The organism is Diplocloster modestus, assembly GCF_019042245.1.
In the GTDB taxonomy this organism is placed as follows: domain Bacteria; phylum Bacillota; class Clostridia; order Lachnospirales; family Lachnospiraceae; genus Diplocloster; species Diplocloster modestus.
In genome coordinates this window covers 208,153-234,441 of sequence record NZ_JAHQCX010000007.1, presented here as the reverse complement: position 1 = coordinate 234,441, position 26,289 = coordinate 208,153, and the positions used below count along the sequence as shown (strand labels likewise).

20 protein-coding genes are annotated in these 26,289 nt (G+C 51.1%); 17 read left to right on the top strand and 3 right to left on the bottom strand.

The window, feature by feature from the left end:
• The 6 genes from KTH90_RS12505 to KTH90_RS12480 all read left to right on the top strand — a co-directional run bounded on the left by KTH90_RS12505 (window position 1) and on the right by KTH90_RS12480 (window position 8,447).
• Window positions 1-1,773 carry a cache domain-containing sensor histidine kinase gene (locus KTH90_RS12505; protein WP_238726898.1) on the top strand — a complete coding sequence of 591 codons (1,773 nt, stop codon included), beginning with the start codon at window positions 1-3 and terminating at the stop codon, window positions 1,771-1,773.
• Window positions 1,774-2,356: 583 nt separating this feature from the next.
• Window positions 2,357-3,355 carry an ABC transporter permease gene (locus KTH90_RS12500; RefSeq protein WP_238726897.1) on the top strand — a complete coding sequence of 333 codons (999 nt, stop codon included), beginning with the start codon at window positions 2,357-2,359 and terminating at the stop codon, window positions 3,353-3,355.
• Complete coding sequence (locus tag KTH90_RS12495; protein ID WP_238726896.1) at window positions 3,349-4,239, top strand: carbohydrate ABC transporter permease; 891 nt, start codon at window positions 3,349-3,351, stop codon at window positions 4,237-4,239. The genes KTH90_RS12500 and KTH90_RS12495 overlap by 7 nt, the downstream gene beginning before the upstream one ends.
• A gap of 80 nt (window positions 4,240-4,319) precedes the next feature.
• A complete protein-coding gene (locus KTH90_RS12490) occupies window positions 4,320-5,936 on the top strand; it encodes an extracellular solute-binding protein (RefSeq protein WP_238726895.1) in 1,617 nt (538 codons plus the stop codon).
• 68 nt (window positions 5,937-6,004) lie between these two features.
• Window positions 6,005-7,309 carry a hypothetical protein gene (locus KTH90_RS12485; protein ID WP_238726894.1) on the top strand — a complete coding sequence of 435 codons (1,305 nt, stop codon included), beginning with the start codon at window positions 6,005-6,007 and terminating at the stop codon, window positions 7,307-7,309.
• 70 nt (window positions 7,310-7,379) lie between these two features.
• The gene (locus tag KTH90_RS12480) at window positions 7,380-8,447 is read left to right on the top strand and encodes a Gfo/Idh/MocA family protein (RefSeq protein ID WP_238726893.1); all 1,068 of its coding nucleotides are present in this window, start codon (window positions 7,380-7,382) and stop codon (window positions 8,445-8,447) included.
• A gap of 124 nt (window positions 8,448-8,571) precedes the next feature.
• Here the strand turns inward: KTH90_RS12480 and KTH90_RS12475 are convergent, their stop codons facing one another.
• Together KTH90_RS12475 and KTH90_RS12470 are read right to left on the bottom strand one after the other, a co-directional pair.
• Window positions 8,572-11,256, bottom strand: a complete 2,685-nt coding sequence (locus KTH90_RS12475) for an FAD-dependent oxidoreductase (protein WP_238726892.1) — start codon at window positions 11,254-11,256, stop codon at window positions 8,572-8,574.
• On the bottom strand, window positions 11,249-13,327 hold the full coding sequence (locus tag KTH90_RS12470; RefSeq protein ID WP_238726891.1) for an alpha-amylase family protein: 2,079 nt from the start codon (window positions 13,325-13,327) through the stop codon (window positions 11,249-11,251). Before KTH90_RS12470 ends, KTH90_RS12475 begins: the two co-directional genes overlap by 8 nt.
• A gap of 259 nt (window positions 13,328-13,586) precedes the next feature.
• On the opposite strand from KTH90_RS12470, the gene KTH90_RS12465 reads away from it, so the two are divergent.
• From KTH90_RS12465 to KTH90_RS12445, 5 genes are all read left to right on the top strand, one after another.
• Window positions 13,587-14,615, top strand: a complete 1,029-nt coding sequence (locus KTH90_RS12465; protein WP_158352922.1) for a LacI family DNA-binding transcriptional regulator — start codon at window positions 13,587-13,589, stop codon at window positions 14,613-14,615.
• 119 nt (window positions 14,616-14,734) lie between these two features.
• The gene (locus KTH90_RS12460) at window positions 14,735-15,568 is read left to right on the top strand and encodes a sugar phosphate isomerase/epimerase family protein (RefSeq protein ID WP_158352921.1); all 834 of its coding nucleotides are present in this window, start codon (window positions 14,735-14,737) and stop codon (window positions 15,566-15,568) included.
• A gap of 19 nt (window positions 15,569-15,587) precedes the next feature.
• Entirely contained in the window at window positions 15,588-16,601 is a 1,014-nt protein-coding gene (locus tag KTH90_RS12455) for a Gfo/Idh/MocA family protein (RefSeq protein WP_158352920.1), read from the top strand.
• A gap of 9 nt (window positions 16,602-16,610) precedes the next feature.
• Window positions 16,611-17,453, top strand: coding sequence for a sugar phosphate isomerase/epimerase family protein (locus tag KTH90_RS12450; RefSeq protein WP_238726890.1), 843 nt, complete (start codon window positions 16,611-16,613; stop codon window positions 17,451-17,453).
• 53 nt (window positions 17,454-17,506) lie between these two features.
• Window positions 17,507-18,745, top strand: a complete 1,239-nt coding sequence (locus KTH90_RS12445) for an MFS transporter (RefSeq protein ID WP_238726889.1) — start codon at window positions 17,507-17,509, stop codon at window positions 18,743-18,745.
• A 117-nt stretch (window positions 18,746-18,862) separates the two neighbouring features.
• Here the strand turns inward: KTH90_RS12445 and KTH90_RS12440 are convergent, their stop codons facing one another.
• On the bottom strand, window positions 18,863-19,936 hold the full coding sequence (locus KTH90_RS12440) for a helix-turn-helix domain-containing protein (protein ID WP_238726888.1): 1,074 nt from the start codon (window positions 19,934-19,936) through the stop codon (window positions 18,863-18,865).
• 400 nt (window positions 19,937-20,336) lie between these two features.
• Here KTH90_RS12440 and KTH90_RS12435 point away from each other — a divergent pair, with 400 nt between their 5' ends.
• The 6 genes from KTH90_RS12435 (at window position 20,337) to KTH90_RS12410 (ending at window position 26,283) form a co-directional block, all read left to right on the top strand.
• The gene (locus KTH90_RS12435; protein WP_158352917.1) at window positions 20,337-21,218 is read left to right on the top strand and encodes a branched-chain amino acid ABC transporter permease; all 882 of its coding nucleotides are present in this window, start codon (window positions 20,337-20,339) and stop codon (window positions 21,216-21,218) included.
• A gap of 9 nt (window positions 21,219-21,227) precedes the next feature.
• The gene (locus KTH90_RS12430; RefSeq protein ID WP_158352916.1) at window positions 21,228-22,223 is read left to right on the top strand and encodes a branched-chain amino acid ABC transporter permease; all 996 of its coding nucleotides are present in this window, start codon (window positions 21,228-21,230) and stop codon (window positions 22,221-22,223) included.
• Window positions 22,224-22,229: 6 nt separating this feature from the next.
• A complete protein-coding gene (locus KTH90_RS12425) occupies window positions 22,230-22,997 on the top strand; it encodes an ABC transporter ATP-binding protein (RefSeq protein ID WP_158352915.1) in 768 nt (255 codons plus the stop codon).
• Window positions 22,998-22,999: 2 nt separating this feature from the next.
• Window positions 23,000-23,707: an ABC transporter ATP-binding protein gene (locus KTH90_RS12420; protein WP_238726887.1), complete on the top strand. Its 708-nt coding sequence runs from the start codon at window positions 23,000-23,002 to the stop codon at window positions 23,705-23,707.
• Between the two features lie 93 nt (window positions 23,708-23,800).
• Window positions 23,801-25,009, top strand: a complete 1,209-nt coding sequence (locus KTH90_RS12415) for an ABC transporter substrate-binding protein (protein ID WP_238726886.1) — start codon at window positions 23,801-23,803, stop codon at window positions 25,007-25,009.
• 65 nt (window positions 25,010-25,074) lie between these two features.
• Window positions 25,075-26,283 carry an NAD(P)/FAD-dependent oxidoreductase gene (locus tag KTH90_RS12410; protein ID WP_238726885.1) on the top strand — a complete coding sequence of 403 codons (1,209 nt, stop codon included), beginning with the start codon at window positions 25,075-25,077 and terminating at the stop codon, window positions 26,281-26,283.
• The last annotated feature ends 6 nt before the right edge of the window (window positions 26,284-26,289 follow it).

Here is a 26,289-nt window from a genome sequence, read left to right as displayed (position 1 = left end):
ATGAGAAAATATTCGATCTGGATGTATATAAGGAATTACAAATTCAACAGCCTGCTGTTTAAAAATTTCTGTATGATTTTTATCACTATGTTTATTCCGCTGACTCTGCTGCTGGGAGTGATGTTTCACTATTTCCAGAAGACAAACCTGGAAAAGATCGGTGATTCTGTCCGGGGAGATCTGCGGCAGATCATGGCAGTCACGGATACGATCCAGTCCAATATCGTCACCATGGGAAATAATCTGGCAAGTGAGGATACCACGCTGCAGTTTGTGAAAACTCCGAAATGGGAATATCCTGACTATGACACCGTGCAGAATATTAATAAAATGATGCGCAGTCTGTCCATGCTAACCGGTGATTACGTGGATTCCATCTATCTCTATTCCTATCGGAATGACTATGTGCTCACGGAGAACTACGCCTCTAATATAACTAAATTTTATGACACCCAGTGGCTGCAGGATGATAACAGGGACAGTTATATCAGGGTATATGGACGTGTGGCCGTGGATAGAAACGGTGGGACGCAGAACTGTATCACCAGTGTGTTTTCCGTTCCCATCAGTAAAAACGACGGGCGGGACGGGGTGATATTGGTCAATATGGCGGATATCTGGGGGCCGCAGCTGGAAAAAGACGATCCGGGAAATAAGCGGAGCCTGTTTATCCTGGATCATGAAGGCAGAATCCTGTATCACCATCAGCCGGATTATCTTGGCCGGGATTTTCAGAAGGCCACCGGATATCCGGATGACGTAAGCCTGCTGCTTAAGGACACCGGGGACGGGGAAGTTATGATTGATTCGGCGGTCTCAGGGGTAACCAACTGGCGCTATGTGATGGTGGCCGGATTGGAAGAATACACGCAGCAGAAGCATACGCTGCGCAACCTGATCTGCAGTGCCCTGGCCGGCTTACTGCTGCTGACCGGTTTCGCGGCTTATATTATATCGGTGCGCGTGTTCCGGCCGGTTCGGGAGATCATGGAGATGATTGACAATCCGTCGAAATTTTATAATCAGAATGCCAGGAGGAATGGGCCCTTGAATGAATTGCGGTATATCACCGCCTCCTTTTTAGAATCCCTTCACCAAAAAGAGGCGTCGCAGGAACAGCTCGCCCAATATATGACCTCACTGAAAGAGGCCCAGGTGGCGCTGCTCCAGGCTCAGATTAATCCTCATTTCCTGTTCAACACGCTGCAGACGGTTAACTTTCTGGCAATCGGGCTGACCCGCTCGGATAATGCCGTTTCCAGTGTGGTGGGGAAACTGTCGGCCATGTTAAGAAAGATCATGGAAGTGGACAGCAATATGATGACCATCGAGGAGGAAGTGGAATATTGCAAAGCCTATCTGGAGATAGAAAAAATGAGGTTCCGGGATGAGTTCGAGGTGGTATGGACGCTGGAGCAGGAGCTGCTGCCCTGCTATACGGTAAAGTTTACGCTGCAGCCGATCCTGGAGAACTGCATCCGGCATGCGTTCAACCAATCCGATGAGCCGGGCCTGATCCGGATCGAGATCTTTTCCGAGGAGGAGAATATCGTGTTCCAGGTCAGTGATAATGGTTCGGGACAGAGCAGGGAGTGGATCGCGCGTATGAATGAACGGTTGCAGCAGGTCGAGATCCTGATGGGGCAGCATATCGGGATACAGAATGTGAACCAAAGGATCCGGCTGATCTTCGGGTCGGAATACGGTGTTTCTTATCAAGCACAAAAAAGCGGTGGAATCATGGCCAGGATTGTGATACCGCAGGAGAAATAATATACTCCCCGGGTCTTTGACTGCCGGTTGACGGGATTATCAAATGATTCGTTTTCTGCTTTATCTGCCGATGAAAAGCAGAAGGACAACTTTTTTCATGGAAACATCCACTACCCTCAAAAGTGCATGAAAAATGGAGCGATTTGATTATTTCCGCCGCATAACAGCCAATGACGGATACACCAGGATAAACCCTCCTATGTTCCTGTCAGCCGTCAGTCAAAGGCCCGGGGAGTTTCATGTAAAATTTTGAAAGGGAAATGCTGAAATGGGCACGTACCGTTCGGACTTTCTGTGATTTATAAAAGAAAGTGCAGCGGTCCGTGTTTTTATTTCACGAGGAAAGTGCTCCTATGAAATAAAAAACGCTCCGCGGGGACCGCACTGCGGCGATAAGGAAGATGCCGCTTAAAATATGATACCAAAAGGTGATTTCATACTACCTCCATCTAAAAAGAACAAATATAACGTAACCAGAATAAAAAAATGGTCAAGATCCATATGCTGCCAGGTCGAGATCATGTGATTGTGAGCCGGACCCGGCCTGCTATAATAGAATAAAAGAAACGGGGGCGGTGCACATATGGAAGAAGATATCGGTAAGGATATCAGTAAAGTTATCAGCAAAGATATCCGCAAAAACATCATTAAAAATAGTACGATAAAGCGTGCCGGAAGCAGGCCGTCAAAAATGAAGAAGAGCCTGTGGCTGTACATTTTTTTAATTCCCGGGATCCTCTGCTTTTTAGTTTTTAATTACTTTCCCATGTACGGAGTAAAGATCGCTTTTATGGACTACAGTCCAATAAAGGGGTTCGCGGACAGTCCGTGGGTTGGACTGCAGAATTTCCGGTACCTGTTTTCTACGGAAAGTTTTTACAACGTTTTCAAAAACTCATTGGTGCTTAGCTTTTTAAGGCTGATCTGTGGTTTCCCAATGCCGATCATCCTGGCGCTGATGCTCAATGAACTTAGGATGAAGCGCTTTAAGAAATTTTCCCAGACAGTGTTGTACGTGCCCTATTTTATCTCCTGGGTGGTCCTGGGTGGTTTGATTATGAATCTGCTCTCACCTGCCAACGGTCCGGTGAATAATCTGATCGAGATGCTGGGCGGGGAACGCATCGCTTTTTTACAGAGTGAAACCTATTTCCGGGCGGTTCTGATCATCAGCGACATCTGGAAGACGGCCGGATGGGGAACGATTGTATACATGGCGGCAATCTCGGGTATCGATGCGCAGATGTATGAAGCGGCCAGTATTGAGGGAGCCGGGATGCTCAGGCAGATGTGGCATATCACATTACCCACGATCTCTCCGACGATCATGGTCCTGCTCATTTTACAGATGGGGTCGGTGGTTAAAAATGGGTTCGAGCAGATCTTCATGCTGTACAGCCCTTCCGTATACAGCGTCGCAGATGTATTTGAAACATATACATACCGAATGGGTCTGATGGAGGGGCGTCTGAGCTTTTCCACCGCAGTTGGACTGTTTCAGTCGGTCGTAGGACTTATTCTGGTGCTGACTACAAATAAAGTGGCGCAAAAAATCGGGGAAGGAGAGGGTGCGTTGTGGTAAAGAAAAAACGTGTGACGAAAACCAGGGCCGGCCGCCTGGTGATAACACTGATTATACTGTTAGTTAATGTGATTATGCTCTATCCGATTATTAATGTGGTTTCCGTGTCATTTTCCTCCTACGGGGAATATCTGAAGAATCCGGGAATGGTGCTTCCATCTGATTTTTCATTGGAAACTTACAGACAGGTATTGAAATATCCGCTGCTGGGCAGCGGGTATCTGACCACAATCATTGTCACCGTAGTCGGAACATTTTTTGGAATATGCCTTACCATACTGACCGCTTATTCGCTCTCGAAAAAGGAGCTGGCCGGACGCAAGGTGATTATGGGATTTGTGCTGTTTACCATGTTTTTCAACGGAGGGATGGTTCCGAACTTTCTGCTGATCAGAGAACTTGGTTTATATGACAGCCTGTGGGCACTGATCCTGCCTGCCTGTCTGACCGCTTATAATGTGATTCTTATGCGGAATTTTTTCCAGAGCCTGCCCCAGAGTCTGTTCGAGGCGGCGGAAATAGACGGGGCCAATGAACCGACCATCCTGTTCCGAATCGCGATACCGCTCTCTAAGCCGATTATTGCTACCATTCTGCTATTTGTAGCCGTTGGATATTGGAACGGATATATGAATGGTGTAATCTACATAAAATCTCAGCAAAAATGGCCGCTGCAGCTGGTGCTCCGGGAATTGATCATGTCAGCTACCTCTCTGAGCCAGATGGCGCAGGGGAACCTTGCGGAGGGGGCAGCTTCTGCGGTATCACCGGTTATGCTGCAATATGCCGCTATCGTAGTGGCAATGATACCGATCTTATGTGTATATCCATTTCTGCAGAAATATTTTGCGAAAGGAGTGATGATCGGTGCGGTAAAAGGATAAGTGCAATAAGTTTAGGGGCAATAAGTTGGGGTAATATGGATTACAAAATCTTAAATTCAACAAAGAAAAGGAGAAGATTTATGAAGTGTATCAAAAAGTATCTTGTATTGATTTTGGCCTTAGTGATGATGGGCTCTGCCCTGACGGCCTGCGGCAGCAAGTCAGAGGAAAGTAAGCCTGCGGCAGATGAGAAAACCGATAATACGCAGGCCCAGCCGGCACAGACGGATGCCGGGGCGAACCAGACAGCTGAAGCACAGGAGCCGGTAACCATTAAAATCTTCGGAAGCTTTTGGCCGGCGGAACGCACGGAAGTAACCGACTATTTCATAGAACAGATGGAACTGGCTACTAATACAAAGATTGAGTTAGAAGTGCCGCCTCAGGCCAATTACGCAGAAAAATTGCAGCTGATGCTGGTCAGCGGGGAGTATCCGGATGTAGTGAACTTCCCCGATTTCAGTGACAAGTTGTTCGTGCAGGGGGTACAGGACGGGCTGTTTGTACCGATCAATGAGTACCTGGATCAGACGCCCAATATAAAGGAACATACCTATGAGGACGCATTTGATGCGGTCCGTGTGATGAACGATGAAAATATCTACATGATCCCGCGTACCTCCATCGCGCGGAACGACGGCTTTTGCGTGCGTGCCGACTGGTTGGAAAAGAGCGGCATCACTCCGGCCGAAGACCGTTCTTTGAGTAAAGATGAGTTTGTGGAGCTGTTAAAGTTTTTCACGGAAGGGGATCCTGATGGAAATGGCAAAAAAGACACCTACGGTATGGTTCCTGTGGCAAGCGCAACAGGCTATCTGGAGCCTGTCCTGCTCGGGGCTTTCGACCTATTGGGATGGCAAAAGACTGATAGCGGTTATATGAACCCTTATTATGATAAAAATAATGAGAATCTGGAAGCAGCTTTAAATTACAGTGCGGATCTTTGGACGAGCGGATATATACATCCCGACTGGCCGGTTGTAAAAGGTTATGATTTTGCAGAAAAATTCTATGCCGGTGAGGTGGGTCTCATTCCAGCTTTTGCAGGCTATAACTACTCCACGGAGGAAAAGTTAAAGGAAGTGAATCCAGATGCCGCCTGTACCTATATATCCGGAGTGCGCGACGATGATGATGTGTTACATGGAGCCACGCAGGTACCGGGAATCTGGGGTGGATGGGCTATTACGAAAGAGTGTGAACACCCTGAAAAGGTAATGGAAATCTTTGACTGGATGCTTTCAGATGAGGGATGGAAGATTATCATGTATGGTAAACCGGGTCTGAATTATGAGGAAAAAGATGGAAAGATCATCCCGAAACAGGACGACAAGTCGGTAGTAGATGCGAAAACCAACTCCTGGTGTTCGATTTTCATGCGCCGGAGTACCGCACCGGAATTCTATACTAGTACGATGGCCCTGGATGCCGACAGGCAGGCGGAAGTAGAGGGATGGATCAAAATCGCGATGGACAGCGTTGTCTTTTCCCAGGACTTCGGAAAGAAGCCGGATATATCCAATGATGCCGCCTTCATTGAGGCTGAAAACAAACGTCAGGAAGTTATGACCAAAGTTCTTTTGGGTTCTGCGGATTACGCCGATTACCAGAAAGAAATGGAAAACTGGTATACGAAAGGCGGACAGGAATACATAGACCAAATGAATGAGTATATCAATTTGAGAAATGGCGACTGATGCTAGGTTAATATAGAAATAAGCCCGCCTTCCATATGGCGGGCTTAACTATTGGAGAAGGAGGTGTTATGAATATGAGGGCTGCATTTTATGAAAAAGAGATCACTCCGCCTCTTGGCAGCCAGATCCCGGGGGGCTTTGTCAAACGGGTGGCGACGGGGGTATTGGACCGGCTTTATGTAAAAGCGGCAGTGTTCGAGCTGGACGATACGGTTTTGGCGCTGGTCGCGGCAGACGCAGTTAATTTGTCCGCGGATACGCATGACGCGATCGTGCGGCGGATCAATCAGTTTATAAGGATTCCAGGGGAACAGGTCACGGTGTGCGCGACCCACACCCATCTGGGTGTACCGTGCGGGGAGCCGGTCGGATCTGTCAGGGATGATGCCTATATGGACTGGTTGCACATAGCGGCGGCTGACTGTGTGGTGCTGGCCTGCCAGAGGCTTAAGGCCTGCACGCTGATGTTCGGGGAAGAAGAGCTTACGGGGATTGCATTCAACCGGAATTATGTGATGCGGGATGGGAGTATCCGGACGAACCCGTTTGATCAGATCGGGCAGATCGAACGTGCCTATTCAGGCACAGATCCGTCTGTTCCGGTACTCTGGGCAAAGGCGGAGGATGGGACAGTGCTGGGAGCGGTTACCAGCTTTGCCTGTCATCAGGACACGATCCATGGGAATGAATACAGCGGGGATTATTCATCGGCTGCAGCGGAATTTTTAAAAGAACGATTTGGAAATGACTTTATTTTCGTGTATTTCCCAGGGACATGCGGCGATATCAATCATATTGACCCGATGGGGCTGCCGTATGCGAAGGCGCATTATCGGAGTATGGGGCGTGCGCTCGGCGGCGTGGTGGAACGCGTAATCGTATCCGGATCCTGTCCTGTGCGGGATGATAACTTGTCCGTAAAGACAGAATGGCTTAAATTAGAACCGCGTCAGGCGGCAGAGGAGCAGATTCATGACGCAGAATGCAGGCTTCGGGATCAAGAGCTGCAGAATCCGGAGCTGCAGGATTCCTATGAACGGATGATGGACCGGCTGTTGATACATTATAACGACTCCCGGCGGGAGTCTGTGGAGGTGCCGGTGCAGGTGGCGGTAATCGGAGGGGTATATTTTATAGCGCTGCCAGGTGAGGTATATCATAGAGTGGGGCTGGATATCAGGAACGGCCTGAAGGGGAACAGCTGTATATTGGCGACACTGGCCAACGGGAATTATGGATATATTCCCACCGCTGATATGTTTAGTACCGATGTCTATGAGATACAGCTTTGTGGAAATAGTTTTCTGCCGGAGGAAACGGCGGAGCTGATTACCCGGACGGTGCTGCGGCTGGCTGTAGCTGATAGGGAATAATAAATACGGATGATCTGCAAAGGGATAAATACAAACTAAGGGATAAATACAAATAGACGGAGGGGAAGCTATGAAAAATAATATGATCAATTTCGGGGTTATTTCATGCAGTGTTATGGCGCGCAGGCATATGGAGGCGATTTGTTACAACCCGAACACGAACCTGGTGGCGGTGTGTGATATACAAGGGTCTCTTGCCGGGAATGCTGCGGCAGATTTCGGGGTGGAGAGCTGGTATACAGATTACCAAGACCTGCTAAAGAACGGGAAGATAGACGCGGTGGTGATCTGTACACCGGACCAGATGCATAGGGAGATGACGGTGGCGGCCCTGGCCGCTGGAAAACATGTACTGTGTGAAAAACCGATGGCGTTGACCTGGGAGGATTGCGAGGCTATGATCAACGCAGCGGATCACAGCAGCGCCCAGTTGATGATCGGACAGATATGCAGGTATACACCCAGCTTTATTCAGGCCAAGAAGATGATCGAACGAGGGGATATTGGGGAGTTATTCTTTGTGGAATCAGAGTATGCACATGATTACAGCGAGATCCTGAAAGGGACGCATGAATGGCGGAGTGATCCATTGCGCCACGGATTCCTGGGAGGCGGCTGCCATGCGGTGGATCTATTGAGGTGGATCGCGGGGAATCCGATCGAAGTGACGGCTTATTCAAATAGTAAAATGTTAAAGACGCTGGCTACGGATGACTGCACCATCGCAATCATGAAATTTCCGAATGACGTAATCGGTAAAGTATTCGTGTCTACCGGATGTAAGAGGGATTATACCATGCGTTCCGTATTCTATGGAAGTAAGGGGACGATTATCGCGGATAATACCAGCCCGTATCTGACCGTGTATACTGTTGGCGAAGAGGGACAGGAACGGATCGACGGGATGGAACGGTTTACCGTTCCGGTACTGTATCCGGTACCGCTGAACAATCATAATACCGCGGGAGAGATTGAGGAATTAGCGAACGCGATCCTGAACGGTCAAAAGGTAGCGACTGATGTCAGAGAAGGGGCAGCTACGGTAAAAACCTGCCTGGCGGCGGTTCGGTCCACTCAAACAGGACTGCCGCAAAAGCTGGATGGGGAGGGGCCTGTCCCCGGATGCCGGTCGATATAAAGAGAAAGGGGCCTGTCCCCGGATGTGAGACTATTCGAGTCAATATCCGGGGACAGGCCCCTTTCTCCACGCAGCTGCTGAGAGATTTAGCTTTACTTCCGAAAGGTGCCAGTCCCTTCCCTATTTACGCCGACACCCTGATATTAATTATGACAGCGCTTTTACCTCCCCATGTTTTTTGGATGACTATGCGCAGGGCTTCGGCATTCACAGGGTCAAAATCCAGCCGGAAAAGCCGCTGATAATGATCTGTGCAGGAGGCAATGACCTTCCATCTGCCATCCAGCAAAGCTTCCACATCAAAATCCCTGACCGTGGCCGGTACGATCGGCTGTTTGTGGTAGCTGGTGGATGGATTAAACAGATCCGTATCAAAAGTGAGCTGCAAATGTGAGAGCGTAACCGGCCGCTCCCAGCGAAGCGCGAGCCATTGTGGCAGCTCCTGAGCCGGATCAGATACCCATGCGTACTTTTCTGGAGACAGGATACGGTTGCAGCTGTTGATCACATTATCCGCGGAGCAGTCGGCATACACCGTTACCTCTTCGGCAAAACGTACATGAAAACTGTTGGCATAATCAATCTGCCAGTGATGAGCGTCGATGGTGCGTGCCCGGTGCCTGCCGTCTATGGTGTAATCAAGTTTTCTCCACCACAATGTTTCCGAACCTTCCAGCACAAGACCGACAGCGGTATAACCTTCTGTCTCGATTCGCGGGTGTGCCGGTGTACACAAGAACCCTTCAAAACCAGCCGGCACCGTCAACTCATGGGTACCCAACACGTGCATTTCTTCAAATGCTGCCGGATGCGGCATCTCGGCGAGCTTCATACTAAGGACCTGCGGCCGGGCATCGTCATTTTTCAGATGCAGTTCCACCCGGTCCATATTTTGTTCAAACAGCTGGCTTGTGGCCAGCGGGGCCTTCAGGTTTTCCCAGCCGGTCTCGGCGCCGCGCCGTGTCGGATAAGGATGGCGCATATCTACGCTGGAGGCGGACAGTTCTGCATGGACAGCCAGATTGTCTGGATCTTTTATTTTTACACAGGGAATATAGAGATCATCCCGCAGCAGTATCTGCTGAAAGTCAGCGATATGCTCCGCATAAAGCTGCCGGGGCATTATCCCTTTTTGGAGGCAGTACCAGGCTGCGGTACCCACGACCTGCCCCAGGGCTGCCAGTGTGGATTCCACACGGACCGATCCCAGCGCCAGATGGCTGACGCTGATGCAGCGCCCCGCGATCAGTAAGTTTGCCACATTTTTTGAATACAGGCACCGGAACGGAATGTCTGCGATCGGTACGTTGGTATCGGACAGATAAGGCCCCTCGGCGCCGGAATAGATACCCATCGGATGATGTACGTCCAGGCTCCAGCCGCAGTAGGAAACCGCATCGGAAAAGCGGGCAGGGGCCTCGCAGTCATTCTGGGTCAGCACATAATCGCCTATGATACGCCGGCTCTCCCTGCGGGCATTGTATTTTCCAAGGGCGGTAATCGCGTAGCTGCGCAGGAGGCTGCGCCGTGAATAGCTGTTTTTCAGCCAGTGGAAGTATCCAAGACTCAGGCGGAGTAATTCATCCCGCACGGTTTCCTGATCCCAGAGATCATCCCAGTCGTTGCGGTTCTCGACCCACCACTCTCCGGTGTGCAGATGATTGGGATACCGGTGCAGTGCTTCACCCTCCGGCAGCTTTACCGCCCAGTCAGGGGCGGTGAAAGCAGAGGGTTCACCTGCATCTTCCGCATAAAAGCCGAGAATCTGGCGGTCTGAATCCAGACTGCCCATCAGACATCCGCTCATCGTGTTCCGGTCCGGATATTCAGGGGCAAACCGCTCTGCGTACTCGGCGCGGGACTCCCGGCCGATGCGGTACTTGGCTCCGGCATAGTATCCCAGCCAGCCGTCGCCGGTGGCATCGACAAAAAACGGCGCGCGGTAACTGTGCAGACTGCAATCCATCGTGTGTCTGGCCTGTATCGAGCTGATCCGGTCCCCCTCCATCTGCGTACCGCACACGAACTGGTTATAAAATATTGTAATGTTCGGTTCCCTTTCCACCAGGTGCCGAAAAGCGCTCTCCCAGCTGATCTGATGGAAATCCCGCTCTCTGCGGATCTCCTCAGCGATCCCGGATTCGCGGTAACCAAAATTTCTTGCCGCCGCGCCATCAAGCCCCACAGTTCCTTCGTCACTGGCGTTCCCGCCAAGGCCGGGGCGGGCGTGAACCAGCGCTACCCGCATTCCCTTGCGGGCCGCGGCCAAAGCGGCGGGGATTCCGCTGGGGCCGGCGCCGGCCACGACCAGATCCCACATTCCTTCGTCATGCAGCAGATCGTCAATCCCCTTTATGGCTGCGCGCTCTTTTCGTATTCGGCCGACCTGGTGTTCCGGGGTGTAATCCATATCGGATGTAAGGATAACAGCGGAAAAACGACCGAAATATCCCGTCGTATCCTCCACGGAAATGGTGTGCTGCCCGCAGCCAAGATCCGCATCGCCCGCGATGTCCCAATACCATTGGCCATTAGGCTGGGTACCCAGTTCCCCCGGCAGGGGATTCCCGTCCACGTGAACTTTAAGCCTTCCCGGGGCATGGCCGCGCAGCCAGTTCTTCGTGCGCACCCAGATCCTGTATACAGCCGGCGTGTCAATGAGGATATTGGTATGTGCAGGCGCTACAGGTATCCCCGGGCGGTCCAGGGCCAGTAGATATCCCTGGCCCATCTCCTGGGCAAATTGTGTTTCGCAGTAAAATCCTCCATAGTCTTCAAATTCTAACGCATCGATCCAGATACTAGTCATTCTGATACTCCCCTTCTAAAGATGATGAATCCGGTGAATCTTCCAGGACGACGATGGCGTGACCTTCGATCGTGGGAAGCTTCAGCTGAACGTAACCCTGGCTGTAGGTATAGGAAACCGGTAATCTGTCCGGCAGCAGATATACCTGGCCGGGCATATGCCCCATTTTTACCTGGATATCGATGTCCGGCAGCCGAATCGGTTCCTCCAGAGCCGGACGTGTGGCGCGGTATTCCGGGCAATAAGCGAGCAGATGCAGCAGGGTGTAAGGTGCCTTGCGGGTAAGCCCCACCCTTGCAAAGGACGGCAGATCGGTTTTTACCAAAGGATCCGGCAGCATATGCCGCAGCAGGCCTGCCAGGATCTGTTTGTAGGCGATAGCCATAGTGCTCAGGTAAGAGGAAAATATAGGGAAGCAGACATGGGTTACCGAAGCAGTACGCACGATAGCGGCCTGCCCTGTAGGCTGATCATAAGGGATATAGAAATATCCCTGATGTCCATCCCAGTGCCGGTTGAAGTAAGGCTTCCAGTAATCTGCAATCACCTCAAACGGGCCGTCAGCACCCAGCAGAATGCCGGGGGTGTAGATGGCCAGCGGCATTTTGGCGATGCCGGGAAGGTTAGCAGGGTCCACCGTAAAATAACCATTGTCCCAGGTATCCGGACCCTCGCAGACGAAGGGCCAGTATTTCGAAGCAAATGAATCCTCTTCAGGCGCTGGGCCGAAGTTTTTGTTGGACGCTTTCTCCCTAAGACCAGGGGTTACGTTGGACAGCATTTTCTCCCTAAGACCGGATGTGCCGCTGGACAGCACTTTTCCCCCAAAACGGATATAGGTGTTAAGCTTAATGGCCAGCGTATCAGACAGCCGGATGCAGTCCGGCAGGATGATGACCCGATAGCCGGCTAGATCGAAGGTGTCATCCAGGATGTCAAACTGGTACTTTAGTTCACAGAGAATCCTCGCGGCGGCAGTCAGCGCGGTTTGAAGTTCCTTCTGACTCTCCATCGGCCGGGTATGGTCGAGTGGGAATAATACGCCTATATCCGCGATTCCTTTGGCGTCTGCGGTCCAGGGCTCCACGGCTTCCACCTGGCGATAGATCTTACTGATTTCTTCGTATACCGCAGGTTCCAGGACCCCCCTCGGATGAAGCTGGTCGCCGATGGAACATACCGCTCCCTGGGCCAGAGCGTAAAAGCAGTCGAACTCCATAGCAGGTCCCGGCCGCAGACCGCCGAAATCACCCCATTCCGTCTGAAACCTGCCGGTCATGAAGACGATCTGCTTCAGCAGTCCCCGTGTATAAGCAACCGCGGCAGGGAATGTGTCATATCCCCAATCAGGTGCGGTAGGCAGGCATTCGATTTCCTGGTGTGTGCGGGCGGGAGCCATGCCGGGAAACGGGCTGCCACTTAGAAAACTTCCGTTGAAGAACAAGGTTTTTTCTTCTGGTAACAGTGCGCGGATCTCATCCGCCACCTGGCCCCGCAGCCTGGCAAAGTATAGCTTCACCTGGTCATCCTCCTTTGTATCCACTCCGGCCAGTTTCATAGCGTCCATACATGCGGGACAATAACATGGAAAATCTCCCATACAGTCGAAAAAGAACCCGTCGATGCCCGGATATTGCGCCAGCACTTCCAGAATCTCTGCACGCAGGTGGCCCCGATAGGGGGTATTGAAACACATGCTGCGGAAAAAGTTCCCGGTACGGTCCCCCGTCAGCTCGGTTCCATCTTTATTTAGTACCGTCCATTCCCGGTGCAGATCGGCAAAAGCGTGATCCAGTCCGGCATTCAGATAGGCGGCGACTCCGATTCCGAGCGCATGACAGGCCTGTATGACTTCTCCGAGCATATCGTGCCGGCAGCCCGGATATTTCAGACCGGTCGCGGTCTCATAGTAGGAGTAGCCGATGTTGCATCTGGCAAAAAAAGTAATCCAGCCCACATGTGCGTCGGCCAGTGTCCGGGCAAACTCCCCGGGGTTAAAATCATTGCCGAAATCCGGGATGCCCGGCATGTTGTGAAAATCTAAATGAACTGCGCGTTGAAATTTGTACATAACAAGGAACCTCCTCATTTTAATCTTTCAATAAAATAGTAGTAATACAGCGGATATGTAGCAGGAATGAAATAAGAGTCATAACGTTATTACAAATTGAGTGTACCTTGAATTTGTTATAAATGTCAATTATATGGGGAGGATATGAGGATTTTATACTACAAAATGTACAAATAGAAGATTGACACTATAAAAGACAACATGCTATATTGGGAACGTAGTAATAACGTTATTACAACATAAAGGAGGCAGGTTATTTATGTCTGTCAGTTTAAAAACGATCGCGCAGGAACTGGGAGTATCCGTATCCACCGTTTCGCGGGTGGTCAACGGGAAAGACAGGGTTGACGGCAATACCCGGAAGCGGGTGGAGGCCGCGTTAAAAGCGCATGATTACCAGCCGAACCAGATGGCTAGGACCCTGCGCGGCAAGAGCAGCCGCACTTTCGGCGTGCTGGTCAGCGATATCTCCAACCTACTCTTCTCACGACTCATAAAGGGGGTGGAGCAGGCCGCCATGGACCGTGGATACGATGTGATAGTGGTAAATACGGACGGCGATCCAGGTCGGGTTAAACGGGGCGTGTCCCTGTTACTGGCCAAGCAGGTTTCCGGAATTATCATGGCCTCCGGCGGTTTTGATCAGCAGGTGGAAAAAAAAGTGCGGGAACAGGGAATCCCGCTGGTATTTATCGATACCACACCGGTGCGGGCGGGAAATTTCAGTTCCGTATCGATTGATAATGTTCTGGCCGCCGAGGAGCTGACGAAGCTTCTGATAGAGAATGGACATAGCAAAATCGCTGTTCTTGCCGGACCACAGAATGAGAGTACCAGTATCGGACGGCTCCGAGGCTTCCAAAAGGCTTTGGAGGCTAATGGAATTCAGATTCCCGGACATTGGATTGTGAAAGGGGAATTTGGGGTGGAGGCCGGGATGGCAGCGGCACAGACGCTGCTGTCAGAGCGGATGCGCCCTACGGCAGTGATCGCGGTAAGCAACAGTCTGGCATATGGCGCCATGCATGCCCTGCGCCGCCATGGCTATCAGGTGCCGGCGGATATTTCCCTCGCTTCCTTTGATGTGATTGATGACTCCTATCTGATCCAGCCTGTATTTACCACCGTTAATCAACCGGTGCTGCAATATGGGACAGAAGCGGTAAGACTGTGCCTGCGCCAGCGCAGCCAAACGGCAAAAGCACCGTATGAACAGATGGTTCTGCCTCACCGTCTGATCAAAGGCGAAACAGTGGGACCGGTGGCAGAAGAAAGCGGGTGCCGATGAATAGCCTGGATGCATTCTTTTTAATAGAGCAGGCCCGCTCGAAAAGGAAATTATCACAAAGTCAGTAAGGGAAAAATAACTGGATATCAAGAAACGGTAAGGAAATAGGAGAAAAGATAATGAAAAAAGGGATAAGTGTATGGATGTTTGAAGGGGTGAAGCTGGAGAAATGTTTTCAACGGGCGAAGGAGGAAGGATTCGACGGCATAGAACTGTCACTGGATGAAACCGGAGAGCTGGGACTGGAAGCCACGAAAGAGGACGCGCAGCGCATCCGGGATCTGGCGGAACGCTGCGGACTCAAGCTGTACAGTGTTGCCAGCGTCCTGTACTGGGACTGGATCTTTACGTCAAATGATCCGAAGGTCCGGCAGATGGCGGAAAAAGTGGCCAAAAAACAGCTGGAGGCGGCCAGTTGGCTGGGATGCGATTCGGTTTTGATCATTCCGGGAATGGTATGCGGTGCAGAGGACGGGGAGGAAGTTCCGTACGATACGGCATATGAGCGGGCGCTGGAGGCCATGCGCGCACTGGCTCCACTGGCGGAAGAGCTGCAGGTGCGGATCGGCCTGGAAAATGTGTGGAATAAGTTTTTGCTTTCCCCACTTGAGATGAGAGATTTCATCGATGCAGTGGGCAGCGATTATGTGGGCGCTTATTTTGATGTGGGAAATATGCTGCGGGATGGCTATGCAGAGCAGTGGATCCGGATTTTGGGGAAACGGATTGTAAAGGTGCATTTCAAGGACTATAAACGGGGCGTGGGGACAGCCGCTGGTTTTTGCGATATCCTTTCAGGCGATGTGAACTATCCGGCGGTCATGGAGGCCCTCGCCGCTGTCGGATATGACGATTGGGTAACCGCGGAGGTCTTCCCGTATAAATGGAATTCTGATGAGGTCATAACGGCTACGTCCAGGGCCATGGACCGGATTCTTAATAAGAGAGGCTGAGGCAGAAGGAGGAGTACATATGCTTAGAGCAGCGATAATTGGATATGGCGGAATCGCCCAGGCGGCGCATCTGCCCGCCTACCGGCAGCTGGAACAGGAAGGATTGGTAAAACTTGTGGCTGCCTGTGACATAGCGCCGGAACGTTTCCTGAAAAAGATCGATATTAATATCGGCGAAGCACAAAATGAAGACATGGATATTACCTATTTTACCGATGCGGAGGCAATGCTGAGCGCATGTGATGTGGACCTGATCGACATCTGCCTGCCCACGCCCCTGCATGCAGCCACCGCGGCTGATATGCTGAAACGGGGGTATCACGTGCTGAGTGAGAAGCCGATGGCGCGGACCTGGGAGGAGGCACAGCAGATGCTGTGTGCCGCCCGTACGTCGAAGGGCAGATTGATGATCGGCCAGTGCCTGCGGTTTTTCCCGGAATACCGCTATTTGAAGCAGGTGGTGGAAATGAACGAATTCGGACGGGTACTAAGCGCCCGATTCAGCAGGCAGAGCCCTCCGCCTCTGTGGGGGTATGAGAACTGGTTTATGGATTATGAAAAGTCCGGCGGCTGCCTGTATGATATGCACATCCATGATATTGATATGGTGCGCTATCTGTTTGGAAATCCCCATAGCGTGAAATGTGCGGCGGCAGATGTTTATTCAGGAAAGGATAGTGTTTTCTCCCAGCTGGACTATGAAGGGTTTCCGGCACTGGTGGTTGGAGACTGGTCTTTAGAGGGAATGGAGTTTCGTGCGGAATTTTGTGTGGCTTTTGAACACGCCACTGTTGTGGGAGAAAACGGCGTGGTCACGGTATACCCACGGGGTGCAGCGAGCTATCAGCCGGAATTGGCGAAAGGGGCCGGCGTCACGGAAGAAATCCGGTATTTCCTGAATATTATAGAAAGCAAACAAGAGAATATGAAGAATCCGCCGGAGAGCGCGGCACAGTCGGTACGCCTGGTCAGCCTTTTAGAGGAAAGCAGCAACCATGGAGGACGTCCGGTCGTACTTAAGGAAGAGGTGTGAAGTAAGTAAATGATGGAAATTGGTGTATTTATACATATTCATGAGGACACAGATATCATGCAGGAATTTCAGAAGATCCGGAATATGGGACTTCGGTCCTGCCAGGTCAGTATCTGGGATACCCGTCTGTACACAGATGAAAATGCGGAGGCAATCAGAGAAGCGCAGGCGGGCACCGGTGTGAACGTATCAGCCCTGTGGGCCGGATGGAGCGGTCCTCAGGTATGGGACTTCTATGAAGGCCCTCTGACACTGGGACTGGTTCCAGGCGCGTATCGGCATGCGAGACTGAAAGAATTATTGGCAGCCAGTGATTTTGCCGAAAAGCTGCAGGTCAGCGATGTGGTGACGCACGCAGGCTTTCTTCCGGAAAATCCCAATGACCCTGATTATACGGGAGTCATCTCAGCGCTCCGATATCTGGCAGGTTATATGAAAGAGAAGGGACAGTATTTTTTGTTTGAATCCGGCCAGGAGACTCCCACCACACTGGTGAGGGCGATCGGGGATGTGGGAACGGGGAATCTGGGAATCAACTTCGACACGGCAAATGTCATCCTGTACGGTAAGGCGAATCCTGCGGATGCAGCGGGAGTATTCGGCCGTTATGTGCGGAATATGCACTGCAAAGACGGGGAATTCCCGGTGGACGGCCGGAATCTGGGCCGGGAAGTACCGTTAGGCCAGGGCAGGGCGAACCTGCCGCAGGTACTTCAGATCCTGGTAAATGCGGGGTATAGGGGACCGCTTACCATAGAGAGGGAGATCTCCGGTGAACAACAGATTCGGGATATCGAGTGGGCACGTGATTACCTGACGGAGATTCTGAAGAATCTGGAACCGCGTTCCTGATGAACCGGAACAGGGACGGGAGCCAGAGCGAAAATGCGGGCCCGCATAATAGGGTGAAACAAAACAAAGATACAAAATTAAATATACACTATGCGGAAATCCAGGCATCCTATTGGATCGTAGGCACGATATTCTGTGTATTCACCGTACCGATGCTGCAGGAGAGAGGGTATACCGCGGTTGAGATCGGCACCTTAACCGCCCTGCGGGCGGTTGCGGCTATTGTAATGCAGCCGGTGTGGGCTGGCATCCAGAGCAGGTGCCGGGAACGGGTGCCGATCAAGAGATGGATTCTTCTGCTGTGCCTGATCAGCCTGGGGTTAACGGTAATGGAATGGCTCCAAACGTTTCGTTTCCCGGCGGCATGTATCCTGTACCTGGTTTATGGAGCCACCTTGTTTTGTATCCAGCCCTTCGTGGACGCCATGGCGACTCAGTTCATGGCAGTGCGGAAAAGATTAAATTACAGTTTCTGCCGATGCATGGGCTCCGTATCCTGGGCCGTATCCTGCGCAGTTTTTGGAAATGCGGTCCTCTGGTTTGGTGCAGATAGTATCCTGGTATTCCAGGGGATCGGTTTGATCCTGACGCTGCTCGCTGCCATCTCCATAGAAACCTGCAGAGGCAAGGCAGAGAATGGAACAGAAAAAGGGGCCAATAGACCAGAATCCGAGTCGGTTTGGCAGATCGTGAAGAATTACCCCCGGTTCCGGTGGTTTCTGGCCGCCAGTGCCTGCATGTTCGTGGGCAATTATATGAGTTATAATTTTCTGGCGGATGTAGTGCGAAAACTGGGCGGCAGCACAGCCGACATGGGCTATGTACAGTTTATCGCGGCCGTCTGCGAGATACCGGTGGGTTTCTTTTTCCTGAAAATACAGAGGAAATTAACAAATCGCCGGGTGATGGCAGGAGTGTTCTTTTTTGTTTTCCTCAAATTACTGCTGGTAGATCTGGCAGGCAGTATACAAGTACTCCTGACGGCACAGGTACTTCAGATGTTTGGACTTGCGTTTTTCTGGTCGGGAAATATTTATTATATATTCGAGCACCTGCCAGAGGTGAATCATGTAAAAGGCGTTGCATTGGTGACGGTCTGTAATATGGGTATCGGCGCATGCTTCGGATCCTTGATAAGCGGAAACTTGCTTCAATACTTCGGAATCCGGGCGGTAACGGCCGCAGGCACGTTCTGTGCTTTTGCGGGACTGATGATTATGCTGCTCAACGGCTTAGGGGAAAGAAAAGACAGTGCAAAGACATCGGCTGCTGAAAATAATGTTTTCTCGTGATGTTAAAAGTGTAAATGGTTTTTGGGAATACTACGATAAAGAAATAATACCAAATGCAGAGTAAGTTTCGAAACTTACTTCCTGTATTTGGTATTTTTTCGCTTTGAATTTTGCTCTTCAATTTCCATCAAAACTTCCATCCTCAGCCGCTTTCACAGGAGAGATTTGTGATACAGATGTTTTGTTGGTAATAATCTGCCGGTACTGGGACGGCGATAAGTGATAATTATCCATAAAACATTTGTAGAACGTGGAAAGGCTGGAAAAACCGGAGTCAAATGCGATCTGCGCGATGTTATAGTTCGGATCGGTCAGCAGCGATGACGCGTATTCCACCCGTTTCAGATTTATATATTTTTTGCAGGAAAGGCCCATCTGGGATTTAAAGCAGTGGGAAAAATAGTCGTTGTTCATTCCCACGTATTGGGAGACCGAATTCACATTGATGGTATCCTGGAAATTTTCATTTATAAACTGCACCGCCTTTTGTACCGCATCCATTCCGTGCAGGTTGGAATGGAGCGCGGGAGCAATACCGGAGCACGAAAAGGTGAGATAGATGCTGATATCCACGATCCGGTTGTGGATCAGGGCGTCGTAACCGGCCAGCCTCTGCTGATACAGATCGGAGATCTCATACAAGATCTGCCGGATGATTTTATGATGGGGATTATCCGGCCGGATCAGAAGATAGGGATGATATTGGCTGTAAAGCAGATCATTATAGGAAGCAAACCGGGCGCAGAAGGAATTCAGACTCAGCGAGTTGGGATAATAGCCCAGATGCAGGCACTCGGTCTGGGGCTGGGCATACCAGGTATGAGGAGTGCTCTGATTGATGCACAGGATATCGTTTTCCTGTACACGTATGGTCTCATTATTGATGATGTAGTCCAAATGACCTCTGGTACATAAGGTGATCTGGTAATGATCGTGAACATGAAAATCCAGATAACTTTGAAATGCATTTCCTTCCGAGGAAGAAAGTGAAAAGGAAGAGACGTCAAAAGGAATTCCGGAATCGGCGGGATTTTGATGGATTTCCTTTGCGGTGACACCTTCATACAGAATGGCCTGCACTTCGTCTTCTTCAGAAGGTTCTAAGTATTTAGGAACTATTGTGTGAGAAAGACAAAAAGAAAAAAGTGTTTTTTCATAAGAGAGACGATGAAGCACCAAATATTTTTCCATAACACCAACCTCTGAATTCTGGATTTTCGCGCGCTTTAATCGGAGTAGGTTCTTTTGGCAACATTGTATTATAAAAAGCCGGATTTGTAAATGTAAACCTGAAAGTTTATTATCTAAGAAAATAGGAATAAAAGGCAATATAATAGGAGGATTTGCATAACCGGATATGTTACTATAGTCACAACAGTTAAAAGATCGTAAGCAGAAAGCACTTCGATATCCCTCGTATTGCTGAAATTTAAATAGATTCCGAAAAACTTAGAAATTGGACGGATACCGTTCGTACGTCCCGTAAGATACAGGAACACAGAGGTTCCCATAGGTTCCGGAATTCCTCAGAGGATTCACATAGTACCCAGTTAACGGAAGCATTTGGTTAAAAGGAAAGGAGGGATGAAAGTTGTTGTTTCAAGTTTTCATCAATGCACTGAGTGTGGGAAGTGTGTACGCACTGATTGCCATGGGCTACAACCTGGTGTACGGCATTCTCGGACAGCTTAACTTTGCCCACGGGGATGTATACGCGGTTGGATGCTTCGTCACTTATTCCATGTTCGTATCCGGAATGAACCCGATTTTCGCCATGATCTGCGGGATACTCGCCGGTGTCATCGTAAATCTCTGCGTGGAGAGGTTTGCCTACCGGCCGCTGCGGAAAAAAGGGGCGAATCGGATCGCGCCCACCATTTCCGCAGTGGGAATCGCGTATATTATGCGGAATGTGGTACAGCTGGTCTGGGGACCGCAGACATTTGCGTTCAATCTGGAGGTGTTCGGAGGAGGAAGCCTTCATTTTGGAAACCTGTATGTGGGCACGCTGCAGATCTGGATTCTTACCATTGCCGTGGCGGTTATGCTGGTGATCACCCTGGTCCTGAAAGAGACAAAATGGGGACAGGCGATCGTTGGTATCTCCCAGAGTATCCCCACAGCGGCGCTTATGGGGATCAATGTGAACCGGGTTATCGCCATGGTATATGGAATGGGAGCCGCGCTGGGAGTCGTGGGCGGCATTCTGTTCTGCAGTTATTATGGTTTCATTTACATGGGCATCGGCTTCGCATACGGTACCATGAAGGCGTGGATGGCGACGATCTGGGGCGGTATCGGCAGCCTTAAGGGAGCGATCATCGGGGCCATGTGCCTGGGAATCTGCGAAACCTTCGCGGGGGCTTATCTTTCCACAGCTTATAAGGACGTGATTGTCTGGGTGATTTTCCTGGTATTTATCATGATCCGGCCAAGAGGCCTGTTCCCCGCACAGATTGCAGAGAAAGTATGAGGTGGAGGTATGAAAAAACTGGTGCAGGCAAAAACAAAACTATTGCTGCTGGGCGTTTTCCTGGTAGTGATTCTCTTACTTCCGTTCGTGGTGCCCAATACCTATGCGCTGAAAGTACTCAACAATGTCATGCTCTATTCGGTGATCGCGTTGTCGGTCAATCTGATCCTGGGCTTTTGCGGACTGCTGGATTTTGGAAGATCCGCATTTGTGGGAATCGGTACATACTTTTTTGCCATCGTAATGACCCGTTTTCAGATCCCCTGGATCGTGGCCTTCCTCGCGGCAGGGCTCTTTACCGCGCTGGCAGGCTGGGTGATCGGGGCATTCCTGCAGCGGACCTCATTTGACTACCTGACGCTGATCACCATCGGGGTGGTGGAGATCGTCCGCCTGTTCCTGGTCAATTGCACCGATGTCACAAACGGCGCGATGGGTATCACAGGTGTCCCCTCACCACAGCTGTTCGGTTTTGTGCTTAAAAGTCATTTTCAGTTCTACTATTTTGCTCTGGCTCTGCTGGTTCTGTGTTACGGGATGATCAGCCGGATAACGAAATCCTATAAAGGACGGGCCCTAATGGCCATTAGAGACGATGAGATCGCGGCTGCGTATTCCGCGATCAACCTGCCGGGATATAAGGCGATGTGCTTTGGAGTGGCCTCCTTTTTTACCGGCATCGGCGGGGCGGCCATGGTCAGCTATACCAGGTATGCGTCTCCCTATAACTTTACCATCGACGAAGGGCTGATTCTCTGTCAGATGGCTATCCTGGGAGGCCTGGGAAGCCTGCCCGGATCGATCCTGGGAGCGGCGATTCTGGTCATTGTACCGGAGCTTTCCCGAACCGCTTATGAGTACCGGCTGCTGATCATGGGAATTATGATGGTGGTTCTGATGCTTTTCTGTCCAAACGGACTGTTGGGGAGAAGCGGGCTAAAAGATATCCTGGTCCGTTTCATCCGAAACCTGGGTGTAAAGGTCAGGGAAAAGAGAAAGGTGTGAGAGAGAATGGCAGAATTATTGCGGATAGAACATCTTTGTATGAATTTTTCCGGTTTGAAAGCTTTGGATGATATCAGCCTGACCGTACACGATGATGAAATCTTCGGAATCATAGGGCCTAACGGAGCTGGGAAAACGACTTTATTTAATAATATAACTGGTTTTAACCAGCCCACCAGCGGGCGGATGTTCCTGGAAGGGGAGGATATGACCGGAAAGAATACGACGGCGTTTTGTCTGAAGGGAATCGCCCGGACCTTTCAGAATATCCGGGTGTTTGGCCAGATGAGCGTACTGGAAAACGTGCTGGTAGGCATGCATAAGAATATGCAGGCGAACCTGTTTGAGATCATTTTGAAGACACCCCGGCAGAAGAAAGAGGAAAGAAAAGCCCGGGAGGAAGCCATGGAAATGCTTCATTTCCTGGGGATCGCAGACGCGGCTGACGAGATGGCCGGGAGTCTTCCCTACGGCACCCAGAGAAAGGTGGAGATCGCCAGGGCCCTGGTCAGCAGGCCGAAACTGCTTCTGCTGGACGAGCCGACTGCCGGCATGAATCCGCAGGAGACGGATGACCTGATGCATCTGATCGCGCAGATCCGCAAGCGCGGCCCGGCGGTAACCGTGATCGAACATAATATAAAGTTTATGCTTACGCTGTGCGACCGGATCGCGGTGCTGAACTTTGGAAAACTGCTGGCCCTGGATGTGCCGGAAAAGGTGGCTGTCAATCCGGAAGTGGTTGCTGCCTACATCGGGGAAGAGGAGGAGTGAATATGCTGCTTGAAGTGAAAGATCTCACAGTGAAATATGATCAGATTGCGGCACTTAAGGGAATATCCCTGCAGGTGGAAGAGGGAAAACTTACAACCCTGTTAGGTTCCAACGGTGCGGGTAAATCCACACTTCTCAAAACGGTCTCAGGCGCGCTAAAGCCTGCGGCGGGGGAGATCCTGTATATGGGAAGCAACATCGCGAAGCTTACAAGCCATGACATCGTGAAAAAAGGGATCGTGCAGTGCCCTGAGGGGCGCAAAGTATTTCCGCGGCAGACCGTCTATGAGAACCTGAAGATGGGAGCCTTCGTCAGAAAAGACAGGGAGATTGGCGAGGATATCGAGAAATACTATCAGCAGTTTCCGATCCTGAAAGAGAGGCGGAACCAGAAAGCTGGTCTGCTCTCCGGCGGAGAACAGCAGATGCTGGCGATCTGCCGTGCGCTAATGTCCCGCCCGAAGCTGCTGATGCTGGATGAACCCTCCATGGGGCTGGCCCCCATCGTCGTTCAGGAAGTATTTAAAATGATACGGGCGATCAAGGAGAGCGGCACCACGATTCTGCTGATCGAGCAGAACGCGAAGCAGGCTCTGAAAGTCGCCGATTTCGGATATATCATGGAGGTTGGCTATATTACGATAGGAGATGATGCAAAGGCGCTGCTGAAGAGTGAGACCGTTCAGAAGGCTTATCTTGGCGGAGCATAGTGGGAGCGAAGAAGGAGCAAAGAAAGATCAAAGAAGGAACAAGGAACACGGTATGATTACGAAACAGCAAACGGATGCAGAAAGGTGGTAAAGATGAAAAGAATACTGGTTATGATTTGTGTGCTGGCTATGGTTTTTTCCCTGACCGCGTGTGGCGGTAATACAAAGACGGACGGCACTGCAGATAGCAGCAGTACCGCAGGTACTGATAATTCCAGCCAGACCCCGGACGCGAAAGATACGGATGCAGGCACGGGAGAAGCCATACGCTTTGCCGTGTGCGGACCGATGACAGGGGATTCAGCGGAACAGGGACTGCTCCAGATGAACGGCTGCCAGATGGCGGTTGATGAGATTAACGCCGCCGGGGGAGTCAATGGAAGGCAGCTGGATATGGTCTGTTATGACGACCAGGCCTCACCGAACCAGGCAGTGATCGTGGCGGAAAAAATAGCTGCTGATCCCACGATTGAATTTGTTATTTCACATATCAATTCCGGCTGTACCATCGCAGCCCAGGATGTCTATATCGACGCGGGCCTGACGGTATTGGCGCCGGTAAATACACTGGATGAGCTTTCCGGCTATGGATGGGAAAACTTTATGCGTATCTGTCTGTCAGACGGCGCTTCCGCCAAGATGCTGGTGGATGCAATGATGGAAATGGGAGCCCAAAAACCCGCGGTGTTCTATGCCAATACGGCCAACGACTTAAGCGCGTGCAACATTATCAGCGACTATCTGGGCGAAAAATACGGAATCGCAGATGTGATCAAAGAGACCTTTAATCCGGAGACGGACCGGGACTACTCCTCCCAGGTGGAAAAATTCCGGGCGGCCGGTGTGGACTGCATCATTCTCTGCTGTGAATACACCCCCGCGGCTCTGCTGATGACACAGTGCCATGAGAAGGATTACCGGCCTCAGACCGGCGGTCTGGCTTGCAATAATCCGGAGATCATCTCATTGGGAGGCGAGGATGTGGAAGGCCTGCTTACCGTAACGGGATTCGACTGTACGAATCCGGATGAGAAGATACAAGAGTTTATCGGAAAATACAGAGAGCTGTACAACACGGACCCGAACGACTGTTCTTCCCGCGGATACGACACGATATACTGCGTGGCAGATGCCTATAAGAACGGAGCCGCCAAAGAAAATCTGGCTGAGTGGATGCTGGAAAAGACAGATTATCAGGGCGTAACCTGTGATATCCGGTTTGACGGAAACTGTGACAACCAGGCGGCTATTACCTATATCCTGCAGATCCAGTCAGGGGCGTTCACTTTGTTGGAACAGTAAATAACCATAGCAGGCCGCTGGTTGCGGAGCGGTCATACGACAGGCAGGACGGGAGTGATCTATAAGTGAAACAGATATATGATACCGCGATCATCGGGGGAGGGGCGATCGGCACGGCTACAGCCTATTTCCTGGCTAAAAGCGGACAAAAGGTGCTGCTCCTGGAGAGGGGCAGTGTGGCGGGAGAGTCGTCCTCCAAGTGTGATGGAAACGTTCAGGTGGGAGACAGCCCCGCTGGGACGGACACGGAGATGATCTGTAAAAGCCTGCAGCTGTTTCCCCAGGTGGTGAAGGATCTGGATCTGGATGTACAGTGGAAGTCTTGTACCAGTATGTTCGCCTTTGAGACGGAAGCAGAACAGGAAGCCGGACGGCTTCTGGCGGAGGAAAAGTATGCAGCCGGGGTTCCCATGAGAATGCTGGATAAGCAGGAGATCCATTTCCTGGAGCCGAACCTGGCGTCGGATATTCCAGGAGGGATTCTGACAGATGGGGACGGACAGGTGAACCCGATGCTGCTCTGCCTGGGACTTTTGAGACGGGCGGTGCAGTATGGCGCCGTGTTTTATACGGGCACCCGGGTACAGAGCCTGGAAAAGACGGATGGAGGATTTCTGATCCGGACTTTGGAGCAGGATTACCGGGCGGTGAACGTGGTGGCTGCCGCGGGCGTCTGGACCCCGGACATTGGCCGGATGGTGGGGATTGAGGTTCCTATTCTGCCAAGGCAGGGGCAGATCCTGGTCACTGAAACGGTGAACAACTTTGTACACCGGACGGTGACGGAGTTCGGTTACATTATGACGCGTCAGGAGAGCAGGGATTTTGTGCGCAACACGACACCCGACATGGAAAAGTTCGGTGTCGCAGCGCTGCTGGAACCGACGGAGGGAGGCACGCTGCTGATCGGAAGCAGCAGACGGTTTGACGGATATAACATTCAGAATGACGACCGGGTAATCCGGGCGATGGTGCAAAGGGTATGCAGGTTTTTCCCGAAACTGGCGGATATCCATATGATCCGCTGTTACGCGGGCCTGCGGCCCTATACCGCGGATCACAGGCCGATCCTCTCAGCCACCCCCATGGAAGGCTTTTATATCGCATCCGGCCATGAGGGCAGCGGGATCGCTTTATCTGTGATTACAGGACTTCTAATGGACGAACTTCTGTGCGGCAGACCGCTTTCCCTGGACCTAGAGCCCTACCGCTTTTCGCGGTTTCAGGAGAAGGTATCCGGCCAGACCGGCGGATATGCCCGTATGAACATGTAAGGAGGG

Excerpts from the sequence above, each read along its gene's own strand:
- KTH90_RS12505 (WP_238726898.1), top strand. The coding sequence starts at position 1 with ATGAGAAAATATTCGATCTGGATGTATATAAGGAATTACAAATTCAAC.
- KTH90_RS12500 (WP_238726897.1), top strand. The coding sequence starts at position 2,357 with ATGGAAGAAGATATCGGTAAGGATATCAGTAAAGTTATCAGCAAAGAT.
- KTH90_RS12490 (WP_238726895.1), top strand. The coding sequence starts at position 4,320 with ATGAAGTGTATCAAAAAGTATCTTGTATTGATTTTGGCCTTAGTGATG.
- KTH90_RS12485 (WP_238726894.1), top strand. The coding sequence starts at position 6,005 with ATGAATATGAGGGCTGCATTTTATGAAAAAGAGATCACTCCGCCTCTT.
- KTH90_RS12480 (WP_238726893.1), top strand. The coding sequence starts at position 7,380 with ATGAAAAATAATATGATCAATTTCGGGGTTATTTCATGCAGTGTTATG.
- KTH90_RS12475 (WP_238726892.1), bottom strand. The coding sequence starts at position 11,256 with ATGACTAGTATCTGGATCGATGCGTTAGAATTTGAAGACTATGGAGGA.
- KTH90_RS12470 (WP_238726891.1), bottom strand. The coding sequence starts at position 13,327 with ATGTACAAATTTCAACGCGCAGTTCATTTAGATTTTCACAACATGCCG.
- KTH90_RS12465 (WP_158352922.1), top strand. The coding sequence starts at position 13,587 with ATGTCTGTCAGTTTAAAAACGATCGCGCAGGAACTGGGAGTATCCGTA.
- KTH90_RS12460 (WP_158352921.1), top strand. The coding sequence starts at position 14,735 with ATGAAAAAAGGGATAAGTGTATGGATGTTTGAAGGGGTGAAGCTGGAG.
- KTH90_RS12455 (WP_158352920.1), top strand. The coding sequence starts at position 15,588 with ATGCTTAGAGCAGCGATAATTGGATATGGCGGAATCGCCCAGGCGGCG.
- KTH90_RS12450 (WP_238726890.1), top strand. The coding sequence starts at position 16,611 with ATGATGGAAATTGGTGTATTTATACATATTCATGAGGACACAGATATC.
- KTH90_RS12440 (WP_238726888.1), bottom strand. The coding sequence starts at position 19,936 with ATGGAAAAATATTTGGTGCTTCATCGTCTCTCTTATGAAAAAACACTT.
- KTH90_RS12430 (WP_158352916.1), top strand. The coding sequence starts at position 21,228 with ATGAAAAAACTGGTGCAGGCAAAAACAAAACTATTGCTGCTGGGCGTT.
- KTH90_RS12425 (WP_158352915.1), top strand. The coding sequence starts at position 22,230 with ATGGCAGAATTATTGCGGATAGAACATCTTTGTATGAATTTTTCCGGT.
- KTH90_RS12420 (WP_238726887.1), top strand. The coding sequence starts at position 23,000 with ATGCTGCTTGAAGTGAAAGATCTCACAGTGAAATATGATCAGATTGCG.
- KTH90_RS12415 (WP_238726886.1), top strand. The coding sequence starts at position 23,801 with ATGAAAAGAATACTGGTTATGATTTGTGTGCTGGCTATGGTTTTTTCC.